The 12,527-nt window shown below is 36.2% G+C and carries 13 protein-coding genes; 10 read left to right on the top strand and 3 right to left on the bottom strand.

Translation table 11 applies throughout. The features are described from left to right. Positions 1-64: IS3 family transposase (locus HLH14_RS16270; protein WP_413228053.1), on the top strand; the 64-nt coding region annotated here is incomplete at its 5' end. Between the two features lie 553 nt (positions 65-617). Here HLH14_RS16270 and HLH14_RS12715 read toward each other — a convergent pair. Next, positions 618-1,316, bottom strand: coding sequence for a hypothetical protein (locus HLH14_RS12715; protein ID WP_171533190.1), 699 nt, complete (start codon positions 1,314-1,316; stop codon positions 618-620). Between the two features lie 851 nt (positions 1,317-2,167). Here HLH14_RS12715 and HLH14_RS12720 point away from each other — a divergent pair. Further along, on the top strand, positions 2,168-2,362 hold the full coding sequence (locus tag HLH14_RS12720) for a hypothetical protein (RefSeq protein WP_016165158.1): 195 nt from the start codon (positions 2,168-2,170) through the stop codon (positions 2,360-2,362). A gap of 206 nt (positions 2,363-2,568) precedes the next feature. Here the strand turns inward: HLH14_RS12720 and HLH14_RS12725 are convergent, their stop codons facing one another. Continuing rightward, positions 2,569-2,826 (bottom strand): hypothetical protein, encoded by a 258-nt coding sequence (locus tag HLH14_RS12725; RefSeq protein WP_171533191.1) that lies wholly within the window; start codon positions 2,824-2,826, stop codon positions 2,569-2,571. 243 nt (positions 2,827-3,069) lie between these two features. On the opposite strand from HLH14_RS12725, the gene HLH14_RS12730 reads away from it, so the two are divergent. Further along, the gene (locus HLH14_RS12730; RefSeq protein ID WP_171533192.1) at positions 3,070-3,330 is read left to right on the top strand and encodes a hypothetical protein; all 261 of its coding nucleotides are present in this window, start codon (positions 3,070-3,072) and stop codon (positions 3,328-3,330) included. 53 nt (positions 3,331-3,383) lie between these two features. Here the strand turns inward: HLH14_RS12730 and HLH14_RS12735 are convergent, their stop codons facing one another. Further along, on the bottom strand, positions 3,384-3,677 hold the full coding sequence (locus HLH14_RS12735) for a mobilization protein (protein ID WP_155859826.1): 294 nt from the start codon (positions 3,675-3,677) through the stop codon (positions 3,384-3,386). Positions 3,678-3,885: 208 nt separating this feature from the next. Here HLH14_RS12735 and mobQ point away from each other — a divergent pair, with 208 nt between their 5' ends. The 7 genes from mobQ to HLH14_RS12770 all read left to right on the top strand — a co-directional run bounded on the left by mobQ (position 3,886) and on the right by HLH14_RS12770 (position 12,394). Further along, positions 3,886-5,322, top strand: coding sequence for a MobQ family relaxase (gene mobQ / locus HLH14_RS12740; RefSeq protein ID WP_171533193.1), 1,437 nt, complete (start codon positions 3,886-3,888; stop codon positions 5,320-5,322). Between the two features lie 597 nt (positions 5,323-5,919). Next, on the top strand, positions 5,920-6,840 hold the full coding sequence (gene repM / locus HLH14_RS12745; RefSeq protein WP_171533194.1) for a replication initiation protein RepM: 921 nt from the start codon (positions 5,920-5,922) through the stop codon (positions 6,838-6,840). Positions 6,841-6,907: 67 nt separating this feature from the next. Then, a complete protein-coding gene (locus HLH14_RS12750) occupies positions 6,908-7,453 on the top strand; it encodes a plasmid replication DNA-binding protein (RefSeq protein WP_171533195.1) in 546 nt (181 codons plus the stop codon). Between the two features lie 269 nt (positions 7,454-7,722). Continuing rightward, positions 7,723-9,651 carry an acyltransferase family protein gene (locus HLH14_RS12755; RefSeq protein ID WP_171533197.1) on the top strand — a complete coding sequence of 643 codons (1,929 nt, stop codon included), beginning with the start codon at positions 7,723-7,725 and terminating at the stop codon, positions 9,649-9,651. 448 nt (positions 9,652-10,099) lie between these two features. Continuing rightward, complete coding sequence (locus tag HLH14_RS12760; protein WP_171533196.1) at positions 10,100-10,387, top strand: BrnT family toxin; 288 nt, start codon at positions 10,100-10,102, stop codon at positions 10,385-10,387. Further along, entirely contained in the window at positions 10,374-10,685 is a 312-nt protein-coding gene (locus HLH14_RS12765) for a BrnA antitoxin family protein (protein WP_086185573.1), read from the top strand. The genes HLH14_RS12760 and HLH14_RS12765 overlap by 14 nt, the downstream gene beginning before the upstream one ends. A gap of 188 nt (positions 10,686-10,873) precedes the next feature. Next, a complete protein-coding gene (locus HLH14_RS12770) occupies positions 10,874-12,394 on the top strand; it encodes a catalase (RefSeq protein ID WP_049590605.1) in 1,521 nt (506 codons plus the stop codon). Positions 12,395-12,527 lie beyond the last annotated feature (133 nt).

A 12,527-nucleotide genomic window follows, 5' to 3' on the forward strand; every position in this document is an offset into this window, starting at 1 on the left:
CAAGGTTAAATTGAAAGGACTGACCCCTGTAGAATACAGAAATCAGTCCTTAGAAATTGCCTAACTTACTGTCTAACTTTTGGGGGTCAGATCATCCTGTCGGGGTTTTTCGTATTCCGTTCTTGGTACGACATCCTGTTGTACCTCACATTCCTTGCGTTAGAACATAAAATTCCTTTTTACGTTCTGGAACATCCTGTTCCTGATGTATTAATCATATGAACTTTCAAGTATTAGAACTAGTAGCCATATACTGGAATTAATGTGAGCAAATGCTTACAAAGTTGGCTAAAAATTATCCCGGTTTTATCCGCAGAAATTGGGGATATTTTTTGCCCTGGGAAGATTGGTAACATTGAAAAAAGTTTCAATTTGATTAAAAAGTAATCAAATTTATTGGCGGAATATATCAAAACAGTTTAAAAAAAAGCCGACTTGTTTCCAAGCCGGCTTTTGAGGGTTTGCGTCCCAATCTTTTATAGCATAACTTTTTGAAATTTAACACTATTTATTTTGCGTTTCGTATAAGCGCCATTATGTTAAATGGAGTTTATTAGCTTGATGTAGCAAAATAGAGTCTACAAAATTATGTACTATTTAAAAGATATTTACGCCTATTAAATTAATCTAGCCATTTGATATGTAGATGAAATTGAAGATATTAGTTTTAAAATTTCAAAAAAATGTTTTTGGCGTTGATTGTCTAAGGGATTATATATCTGGCTGCATTTTACTAAATTTGATAAAACCGATGTCCTATTTTCTATAAAAAATGCTTCAATTTCTTCCGACGAGAAAAAAGGCGAGTGATATCTATTTTGAGTAACATTGGTATGAATTAAAAATTCATATACCTTGAGTTCATACCAAAACTCTGAGTCTAACTTATTTGAAATTTCTGATTTATAAAAATTATAAATAGTTTTATGCAGCTCAGCGCAAATTTTCATGTCTGGATCAAATAATTTCGATGATTTGATAAAACTTTCCAAAACGACAGTTCCCGCCATAGTTATTTGTATGATGGCTTTGTCTGTATTGGATAATTCATTTCTTTGATTATTATAATTATTTGTATTTACTGATCTAAAGAACTCATTCTTTTTTAGCAGAATACTTTTATAGCGAGAAACAGCTGTAATTGCCTTATCTATAATGACGGTCGTATCGTTAGTACATTCACAAGCCGTTTTGAAATCCATTGCTGCGTTATCAAATTCATGAATCAATGTATAGATATTTGGGTGTACTTGAATATTAAAATTCTGAATAATAAAATTATAAGAAAGTGATTGGTTTAATACGGAAATTTGCATGGAAGGAGCCTATAAAGCATAGTCTTATCTATCATTTAACTATACTTACATAGCTATGATCAAAGACTCAACTGTTAGTTATATATCAATTTTAAAATTAAAAAATTATTTCTTTTATTCATAGTTAGCCTTTTTAGTTTCTCTAAAATTAACATAATACACCTTATGCGAAGTCACACAAAAAAGCGCGGATCTAGTGTCCACGCTTCATATGATTTATACAATGGAAAGTGTAGTGAATTGGATAAGAAAATCGTAACCCTCTAATTCTTTATTTCCTTCTTTGATCTTTTTTTTCTAACAAAGAATTAGAGGGTTAAATTTGCGCTGCCCTTGTTTCTTTATATTTATTTATTGTTATTCTGAGCCTGATTAAACCAGTTGTTGGTTAAAAAATCATCAAAAAATACTAAGAATCCGATCACTGTCTTATTGATTAGTATGATTAAAATAATGCAATCCATTAATCCTACAGATCATTAAAATGGACTCGGATATCATCGTTATTAGTAACACATCTAATTTTTTCAGGGTAAAGCTTTTTTTATGTCACGTATAAGTCTAAGACTTGCTTTAATCGTTGCTAAGCTGATCTATCACGCCTCTTAAACCATTGATTTTAGGTTGAGAATTTTGGCTGCCATGACGTTACTTTGGGGTGTGCTCTAAAATTACATTAGGCCATTCATTAAAGTTGTAAACCATAAATAGAAATGTCCGGTTTTCCATCCGATCAGGAATAACAATATTATTAATAAAAAACAATAAATTAAATAGTTGCTTAGTTTTCATAATGTATATATAGTGTATATACATTTTATTGTTTTAGTGCCTTTGGGAATAAATATCTTATGACTGATCAACCCAAAAAAATAAAGGCCAACAAAAAAGATGGGCAACTCTTAATTCGCATTAACAGCACTGAACGTGATGAGTTCATTCAATTGTGTGAAGCTATGGACACCAGTGCCGCTAGAGAATTAAGAAAATTTATCCGTAGTTTTATGAAAAAAAATCAGTCAGCGGATATTCATACCAAGGAGTGACATCATGTCGAAGCAAGTTAAAATCTTGAAACAGAAGATCAAAGCACGTCTTGAAAAGATTTCAAAACACAAAAACAAGTTAAATAAGTTCAAAAAGCAGCTTAAAAAACAGAAGTAATATAGTGAGGATTAGTCTCACTAGAAAGTAAAAAAAAGCTGAATTTCCTATTAGGAAATTCAGCTTTTTTCATTATTTACTGTCGGGACTATACCAGCTCAGAAATAATATCTGCCAATACTTCGTCTGCTTGCGAAGTACTTTTCACAGAAGAAATTTCCTTTTTAATTTTAGTGAGAGATTTCCCAGTTTCTTTAAAAGAAAAAACGGTTTTATTTCCTATGAGGATTAGAGGGGTAAGATTAGAGACTTGGCCTATTTTTAAGAATAGCTCTGCTACTCTGACTTGATCGGCATAAATAGATCGTAACTTTTGAGTAATTTCTAAAGCAGTCCGTTTATTCATAAATATATCCATTAATTTTATTAGATTTTTTTGAACACTTTAATTCTTATAAATTTAATCTTAGCAGAACCAGTATCGATGAGTAAATGCCTAAAATTTGTGCAGTAGTGCACTTAAAAAACTGCTTATTGCTAATGGAGCAAGGCTTTCAGCTTTAAAAAGGATAGAATCCATAAACTCAGAGATATCACAGAAATATTAAATTTCGATTCTGTTCACTTCAAAAAATGAGTGTCAAAGCATATGAAAAGAGATGAGTTTTTAGGGCAAGATCCTGAACGAAAGATTGTTTTTGCTTTTCTTTTTAGTAGAAACCAAAAAGCAATCTCCCTTTTTATAAAATACTCTGATGAAAAAACCCTGCAAATTGCAAAGCAGGCAATCTCTTTACACATCATATTTTGGCATTCTGGGGTAAAGGTTACTGATTTAAAAGAAGCCTTTGAAAGTGACCCTAGCTTAGTCAATTCAGGCGTGGAATTTTGGGCAGAGATTGTTAAGTAGACTGCGAAAAAAAATAATTTATTTTTTAAAACTCCACGCTTGTCTTTTATAAATTACTGATGCTTCTCTGAACCAAGTAAAGCTAAATTAAATAATAAGCGATCTCTATCATCCGTTAAATATTTGTCCATCTGAGTAATCAATTTAGCCCTAGCCTGTTCATCTTCTTCAGTGATTTTTAGCATACAAGATCCAATTAAAATCTTACGTCTCGTATCATCCTTACGCGCCTGTTCTTTCTCTTTGGCTTTTTCTCTTGCTAGTGCTGCTTGTCTTTGAGCCTTTAACTGTTTCAGCTTTTCTTCCTGGGCCTTAATCTTGCTATCTAAATTTTCAGTAACGCTCATTAATCCAATACCATCATCCTGGGAAATCATCCCTAACATAAGCGCACTTGAATCTGCATTCAAGGTACTATATGTGTAGTAATGGTTTCCTCGAAGAGCGCACTTATGCAAACTTCGTTTGCAAGTACGATTGGGGTTCCCCCAATACCCCAACAACCGTTCCACGGTTGTCATTCCACTTCGTGAAATTTAAAAGCAAAAGGCAGTCATGGCGATATACCACTTTTCAGTCAAAACCGTAGCACGATCAGCAGGGCGTTCCGCCACTGCTGCGATTGCCTATCGGGCAGGTGAAAAGATCTATTGTGAACGTGAAGGACGGGAACATGACTACAGCCGAAAAACCGGAGTGGAACACAAAGAAATATTCCTACCGGATGGCGCACCGAGTCATTTAAAAAACCGAGAGAAACTCTGGAACGAAGTGGAACAGCGAGAGACCCGAAAAAACTCCACCGTAGCGCGAGAATTTGAAATTGCTTTTCCGAGCGAATTGAACCAGGAACAACGCCTGGCCATGCTTGAAGAGCTATGTTCTAACATTGTGGACAGACACCAGGTCGCAGTCGATGCCTGTATCCATGCACCGCATACCGAATCTGGCAGTGATGAACGCAATTATCACGCCCATATCCTGATGAGCACACGCAAACTCACCCCGGAAGGCTTCACGGATAAAACCCGGGAACTGGATCAGAAACACAGTGGAGAAATCGAGCACTGGCGCGAACACTTTGCCGATATCTGCAATATGCACCTCGACATGGCCGGATCCACCGCCCGAGTCGACCACCGCAGCTACAAAGACCAGAAGAATGGCCTGGAAGCGACCCTGCACGAAGGACCCAAAGTCACCGAACTACGCAGACAGGGGGTAGAAACCGAAATCAGCCGTAGCAATGATGAGATCAAAGAGAGAAATCAGGCACAGCTGCAATACGGCAAAAATATGGACATGCTGATTGCTGAAAATGAGATAAAACTCAGCAAACTGAAAACAGAACAGCAGATTCAGATCGAACATAGCGCTAAAACGCCACCAATTGACGAAAAAACCGTGTTTGAGCAAAAACAGAGGGAAACCCTTGTTCAACTGCTAAAAGGCGAAATCAGCGCAAAAGACGCGAATCTAGACCTGGATTTCATGCAGCGCAATCTTGAGAAGGTCGAAAATACCCTGAGTAAGCAGCAAAAGCACAAAAACGAGTTCAATCAGCAGCTCGCCCAGGAGATCGTGAAAAGCGGACTCAAGCAGAGTCATGACAAATTGCAAAGCCTGGTGGATCAACACAACGAGTTAGGCCAGAACAAGCCCTTACTGTTTGGAAAAAAAGCCTGGGAAGCGCAACGTGACGCGCTTTACCAGAAACACAAACAACTGAAAGACCAACATGAGCAGCAGAAAAAAAATGGCGTAAAGGAATTACTGGAAAGAGATGCTTTCAAGGAACATGCCTGGAAGCAGTACCAGAAGCAGCATCCGGCCAAAGCCGAGCAATACCAGAATCTATACCGATCCTACCGCGCCATTAAAAAATGTGTGGATGAAATCAAAGCAGAACAACAAATGAAACTCAGACAGGAACAACAGCTCAAAGCACAGCAGCATGAGCCTAAAATGAAATCTCGTGGCATGAGTCGATAAACAGAGCGAGTGTCTACGAGCGAACTGAGAAAATTCGCCCATCCCTTTCCCTGATTACCAGCTCCCTATCCATCAATCACCTTCATTGCAGAGCATCCCGCATGGGTGCGAACTTTCCAATCTTGATTCCAGACCGAGCGTAGCGAGTAAAAAAAAGCTGATGAGCGAAGCGAATTCCGAGTCGCTTTTGATCTTGCTTTTGCTTTTTTTCAAAGTCACGAAAATATGAACCAAAAATTGCCCCGAAGAATCGAGCGAAAGCGAGATTCAATAGAGTTTGAGCGTAGCGAAAACCAAGGGCAATTTTTCTTTGCTTGGGCTTTTAATTGTTTTTAATGCTTTTAAATGCTTTTCCAGATGGCAAGAGCCTTGATATGACTGGATCTTAGCTTGTATATAAAGACGTTTAGTTACCTATATAAAGACGTTTAGTTACCCATATAAAGACGTTTAGTTACCTATATAAAGACGTTTAGTTACCATATAAAGACGTTTAGTTACCCATATAAAGACGTCATTTATGCTTGTCTTTTTAAAGATATGTATTAGTATGTCTTTAAAAGATATTAATTACTTATATAAAGACTTTTAGTTACCATGAAAAAAGATCTAGTTATTAAAACAAATCGCTTAAATCAGGCATTTCAAATGCTTTCCTTAGCAGAATTTCATATTGTGCAACTTGCAATTGTCGATGCCAGAGAAACAGGTACTGGATTAACAACAGACACCCCTTTGCGAATTGATGCTCTCCGTTATGCTGATGTTTTCGACACTACCCGGCAAAACGCTTACATAAGAATGAAAGAAGCTGAGGAAACCCTATTTAATCGCAGATTTAGTTTTTTTGATGAAGATGGGAAGCTAGTAAAAAGTAGATGGATTTCTCAAGTTAAATATTTAGACAATGAAGGTGCTATTGAAATAGTTTTTACCCCCGCAGTTGTTCAGGGTATTAGTCGAATTAATGGCGTAAAAGAATTCTTTACTCAGTACCTTCTAAGTCAAACATCACAATTAAAGAGTGTTTATTCAACAAGGCTTTATGAATTATTGATCCAATGGAAAAATACAGGGAAAACTCCTATTTTTGAAATACAAGATTTCCGGGCACAACTAGGATTAGATATCAATGAATATAAATTGATGAGCGATTTTAAAAAGCGAGTTCTTGATTTAGCCGTTAGTGACATTAATGAAAAAACAGATATCAAAACTACTTACCAACAATATAAAAAAGGACGTTCAATTACTGGGTTCTCATTCACCTTAAAACATAAAAAGAATATTGATAAACCAAATGATGTTAAACAAGACACATCTGATATTTTCATTAAATTAACAGACTCTCAACGCCATTTATTTGCAAATAAACTTTCAGAATTACCGGAGATGAGTAAGTACTCTCAAGGAACAGAAAGCTATCAACAATTTGCTGTACGGATTGCAGATATGTTACAAGATCCAGAGAAATTAAAAGAACTTACACCATTACTGCGAAAAGTTGGCTTTCAATAAATGGTGTCAATTGACATCTTAAAGTTAACAGTCAAGCATTAACATAAATTAAAACCTAGTTTACACCATGAAAAAATTATCAGTTTCAGAGTTGGCTAAGCTCTATGGATATTCCAGACAAGCTATATATGCCCATATAAATAAAGGGAATTTATCAAAAGGTTCAGATGGACTAATTGATTTTTCAGAAGCCTTACGAGTGTTTGGGGAACCTCAGATGAAGGCCAGCACTGTCAATCAAAGTCAATCAATTAACAGTCAAAACTTGACTGAAGTTGACATGCTTAAACGACAAGTTGACATGCTTGAAAAGCAATTAAATCAATCATTACTTAGAGAAAATCAGTCCATAGAAAGAGAGTCTTTCTATCAGGAACAAATTGAAGCCATGCAACGTCTATTAGATGTTCCAAAACCTAATATGACTACGTTTACCGATCAGAAATCTAACCAAGATATAGCAACAGATCCTCGGTTAGAGTCAGAGACGAACTATGACGGATTGACTACTCCTGAACAAACAGAAAATAAGCGTATTCCAGTACCAGAGCATGTAGAACCGGAGCCGCCTAAAAGGGGCTTTCTAAGTCGATTTTTTCTACCTAATGGATAAGGGCATTATGCAAGTAGACTTATCAATAAAGCTTCAAATTGCAGAGAAAATAATCATATTGGATGAATGATCCATTAAAAAGCCCAGTTTTTAGAAACTGGGCTTTTTAATGGATCGCAATATCTTGTTATTACAGAAGTTATGCGGTGAATTTCGTATAAGGTGTATTATGTTAATTCTAGGAAAACCTTAAATTAATCATTAATTCTGATTTAAATTTCATTAAGTTATAGAATGTGCAAATTTATAACTTTACTCCCCTATTTTACATGCAATTTAGATACGATATTAATGGACTTCGGGCAATAGCAGTTCTTGCAGTTGTCATTTTTCACTTTAATTCACAATGGTTACCAGGTGGATTTGCAGGGGTTGATGTTTTCTTTGTCATTTCTGGTTTTTTAATGACATCCATTATTTTTAATGGTGTAGAAAAAAACTCTTTTAATTTATTCAAATTCTATAATGCTCGAGCTAATCGAATTATTCCTGTATTAGCAGCAATGTCTGCTGTGCTGCTCATATTTGGTTGGTTTTATTTAATACCAAATGATTATCGTGATTTAGGTCAACAAGTCGAGAAAAGTTCCTTATTTATTTCAAACCTTCTTTTTGCAAAAGGAGGAGGATATTTTGATACAGCGGAGCATACAAAATGGTTACTCCATACGTGGTCACTATCTGTTGAATGGCAATTCTATATTTTTTTTCCAATTATAATTATTGCTCTAAAAAAATACCTAAGTTTCACAAATCTAAAACGTGTAGTAATCGGATTATTTTTAGCGAGTTTTACTTATTGTATTTTCGCAACATACAAAGACAGTAAAACCGCTTATTTCTTACTAACAAGCCGAGCGTGGGAGATGTTGCTCGGTGGTTTGGCTTTCCTATACCCTTGGTCAATTCAAAGTAAAATTAAAAAAATTACAGCTCAATCCTTAGGTCTTGTCCTTATCGCTACTGCTTATGTTTTAATGTCAAAGGAGACATTATGGCCGGGTTATATGGCTCTAATCCCTGTCTTTGGCGCATATTTAATTCTTGTAAGTAATTATCAAAATAATTTTGTCATAACTAATCCTGCTTTTAGTTATATCGGCAAATGGTCTTATTCTATTTATGTATGGCATTGGCCCCTGGTGGTTGTTGGATTTTACTTTCCATTTGATGACTGGTGGATATACGGGATTCCACTTTCAATCTTACTTGGATTCTTAAGTTATCAATTTATTGAAAAGATCAATTTCCCACGATATTCGTCTTGGAAAGATATATATAAAATTAAACCTTTTTATATATTTTTAATCATTTTAGCCTGTAGTTACAGTATAAAAAAAATGGATGGCTTCGATTTTCAGAAAAATTTGAGACTATCTCAGGTGTCTGATCAAGCAAAATTTTTAAAATTTTATGAAGAACAGCATAAAAATCTTTATGATACATACTGGTTAAAATGTAATACGTACTCTTCATTAACCGATCATAATACTTATAAAATAGATCCTAGTTGTATCCAAAAAAAAGGAGATGGTGGTATCTTTTTATGGGGAGACTCACATGCTGAAGCCTTATCTTTTGGAATAAGAAATATTTTAAAATCAAAAAATATCCCTTTCTATCAAAAAACTTCTGCTGGTTGCAGAGCACTATTGACAGAGTCTGATAATTTGAAAGACTTATTCAAAAAAGCATGTGATCATTCTAATAAATTGGCATTAAACAGTATTATCAAGCTTAAACCAAAGACAGTAATAATTGCTCAAGCAACTGATCATGACAAAACAGACTGGGGAAAAATTACTAAAAAATTACTAGATAATGGCGTTTCTAATGTTGTTTTAATTGGCCCAGTACCTCAATGGCAACCCTCATTACCACAAACGATAATAAAAGCTCAACATTGGAAAAAAACTTCTAAATTTATTTCTGATAAAAATCTTGATTTAAAAGTTATAGAAATAGATAAAATTATGAAATCTCGTAATTTTCCTAAAAAATTACACTATATTTCATTAATTGATGAGTTATGCAAATTAAGTTCAGATAAGACACACTATGAATGCAGGGTGAGGCCAGATAATACTAATAATTTAATCCAAGTTGACTATGGCCATTTAAGTAAAGATGGGTCTATATTTGTAGTAAATCAATTTATTAAAGATTTTTTATTATCTTTAGACTCTTCGAATAATTAAAGTTGTTACAGTCTGAAATGTATTATGTCTAATTTTCAATCAGAAGTTTAACAAGTTCTTTTTATTATTAGATCCAATTAGATCTTGTTCTAATCTCGAAAAACAGAAATTTTATCAGACTCATCTATAAATAGCCCTATTCATTAGGGCTATTTAACAAAAAATCTCTTATTTGAAATTTCAAAAACTTGATTTTTCCACTAAATAACTATCCATTTAACATAATGGCGCTTATACGAAAATAAAAATAAATAGTGTTAAATTTCAAAAAGTTATGCTATAAAAGATTGGGACGCAAACCCTCAAAAGCCGACTTGGAAACAAGTTGGCTTTTTTTTAAACTGTTTTGAGATATTCCGCCAATAAAGTTGACCAAAATTCACGCTTTTTATCTTGAGTGATACAAATATATGATACATTATTGTATATACAAATTTGAATGTTTTTTATGGAACTGTATTTCGAATGGGATGAGGCTAAGAACCAAAAGAATCAGAAAAAACATGATGTATCTTTTGAAACGGCAAGCCTCATTTTTGATGATCCTTTAAGGATCTCCATCCAAGATAGACATACTAATGGTGAGGAACGTTGGCAATCCATTGGTATGGTCAAAGGTGTACTGATGTTATTAGTTGCTCATACCATCTTTGATGAAGATGACTGTGAAATCATACGAATCATTAGTGCAAGGGAAGTAACCAAAGCGGAGCGCAATCAATATGAGCATGGTTAGATACACACGCAAAGAACTGAATGAAAATTTCAGTGATAAGCAAGATGCTGAAATTAAACGCTTGCTTGCTAAGGGAACTGTACCAGATGATCAACTAGACCTGTCTGATATTCCTGAAATTACAGACTGGAGCAATGCTGTTCGTCATGGGCAATTTTATCGTCCAGTGAAGCAACAAACATCTGTTCGCCTTGATGCTGATGTACTCGCATGGTTAAAAGAACAAGGAAAAGGTTATCAGACACGAATGAATAAAATTTTGCGTGAAGCAATGTTAAAAGATTTAAAAAATCATTAATAAAGAATGGGAGCGATAGGCTCCCATTTTTGACTTCGTATAAGAGATTTTATGTTAAATCAGTTGGCTATAAATTTTCAAAAATATCCTTAGTTTAATATTTTAATAAGCAAGTAAAGGGTAAGATAGGATTGAAAATCTTAAATTTCTGTAGGAAATTTAAATTAAAAGAAACGGGAGTTAATAGTATGAGTCAAGACCCTAAAAAATGTCCTGTTACCCACCTGACTACTGAAGCTGGTGCCCCTGTGGTCGACAATCAGAACAGTATGACGGCAGGTGCGCGTGGACCTTTACTTGCCCAGGATTTATGGCTGAATGAAAAACTGGCCAACTTTGTCCGTGAAGTGATTCCAGAGCGTCGTATGCATGCCAAAGGTTCAGGTGCTTTCGGTACCTTTACCGTGACCAATGATATTACCCAATATAGCCGCGCTAAAATTTTCTCTGAAGTCGGCAAAAAGACCGAAATGTTTGCGCGTTTCTCAACGGTGGCGGGTGAACGTGGTGCGGCCGATGCAGAACGTGATATTCGCGGTTTTGCCCTGAAATTCTATACTGAAGAAGGCAACTGGGATCTAGTTGGCAACAATACTCCGGTATTTTTCCTACGGGATGCCCGCAAGTTCCCTGACCTGAATAAAGCAGTCAAACGTGACCCGAAAACCAACAAGCGCAGTGCCACCAATAACTGGGATTTCTGGACATTATTGCCTGAAGCCTTGCATCAGGTGACCATTGTCATGTCGGATCGCGGTATTCCTGCTGGCTACCGTCATATGCATGGTTTTGGCAGCCATACCTTCAGTTTTATCAATGCCCAAAATGAACGCTTCTGGGTGAAATTCCATATGCGTACCCAGCAAGGCATCCAGAACCTGACCGATGCTGAAGCAGCAGACTTGATTGCCAAAGACCGTGAAAGCAGCCAGACCGACCTGTTTGATGCCATCGAACGTGGCGACTATCCAAAATGGAAAATGTACGTTCAAGTCATGCCAGAACTGGAAGCCGAAACAGTGCCTTATCATCCATTTGACCTGACCAAAGTCTGGCCGAAGGGCGATTATCCACTGATTGAAGTCGGTGAATTTGAGCTGAACCGCAATCCGGAAAACTATTTCCAGGATGTAGAACAGGCAGCCTTTGCACCTAGTAATCTTGTACCGGGCATCAGCTACTCACCGGACCGTATGTTACAGGCACGTTTAGTGAACTATGCCGACGCAGCGCGTTACCGTGTTGGTGTAAATCATTCACAGGTTCCGGTCAATGCTGCACGCTGCCCTGTAAACTCTAATCGTCGTGATGGTCAGGGCCGCATGGATGGCAACTATGGTTCATTGCCACATTATGAACCGAACAGTTTTAACCAGTGGCAGGAACAACCTCAGTTTAAAGAACCAGCATTAAAGATTACCGGTGATGCTGATTTCTGGGACTTCCGTGAAGATGACAATGATTACTTCAGCCAGCCACGTGCCCTGTTCAATTTGATGAATGATGAGCAGAAACAGGCCCTGTTTAATAACACGGCCGCAGCGATGGGTGATGCGCTAGATTTCATCAAATACCGTCATATCCGCAACTGTTATGCTTGCGATCCAGCTTATGGGCAAGGCGTTGCTAAGGCCTTAGGTATGACTGTAGCAGATGCTCAAGCGGCACGTGAAACAGATCCTGCTAAAGGTTTGCCAAGTTTTCTTTAATGTGGAAATTTGATTTAGATAGTTAATAAAAAACCCCAACATCCTAATCTGCACCCCGAAAGTTGGACACTCTTAGTCTAATTTGAAGGGTGCTTTTTAATGGCTAAATATTCTCAAGAATTTAAATTAAAAG

It is taken from the genome of Acinetobacter terrae, from assembly GCF_013004375.1.
Classification (GTDB): domain Bacteria; phylum Pseudomonadota; class Gammaproteobacteria; order Pseudomonadales; family Moraxellaceae; genus Acinetobacter; species Acinetobacter terrae.

Coding starts and splice junctions, on each gene's coding strand:
- repM (WP_171533194.1), top strand. CDS start 5,920: ATGAAAAAAGATCTAGTTATTAAAACAAATCGCTTAAATCAGGCATTT.
- HLH14_RS12720 (WP_016165158.1), top strand. CDS start 2,168: ATGACTGATCAACCCAAAAAAATAAAGGCCAACAAAAAAGATGGGCAA.
- HLH14_RS12715 (WP_171533190.1), bottom strand. CDS start 1,316: ATGCAAATTTCCGTATTAAACCAATCACTTTCTTATAATTTTATTATT.
- HLH14_RS12755 (WP_171533197.1), top strand. CDS start 7,723: ATGCAATTTAGATACGATATTAATGGACTTCGGGCAATAGCAGTTCTT.
- HLH14_RS12735 (WP_155859826.1), bottom strand. CDS start 3,677: ATGAGCGTTACTGAAAATTTAGATAGCAAGATTAAGGCCCAGGAAGAA.
- HLH14_RS12770 (WP_049590605.1), top strand. CDS start 10,874: ATGAGTCAAGACCCTAAAAAATGTCCTGTTACCCACCTGACTACTGAA.
- HLH14_RS12765 (WP_086185573.1), top strand. CDS start 10,374: ATGAGCATGGTTAGATACACACGCAAAGAACTGAATGAAAATTTCAGT.
- HLH14_RS12750 (WP_171533195.1), top strand. CDS start 6,908: ATGAAAAAATTATCAGTTTCAGAGTTGGCTAAGCTCTATGGATATTCC.
- HLH14_RS12725 (WP_171533191.1), bottom strand. CDS start 2,826: ATGAATAAACGGACTGCTTTAGAAATTACTCAAAAGTTACGATCTATT.
- HLH14_RS12730 (WP_171533192.1), top strand. CDS start 3,070: ATGAAAAGAGATGAGTTTTTAGGGCAAGATCCTGAACGAAAGATTGTT.
- mobQ (WP_171533193.1), top strand. CDS start 3,886: ATGGCGATATACCACTTTTCAGTCAAAACCGTAGCACGATCAGCAGGG.
- HLH14_RS12760 (WP_171533196.1), top strand. CDS start 10,100: ATGGAACTGTATTTCGAATGGGATGAGGCTAAGAACCAAAAGAATCAG.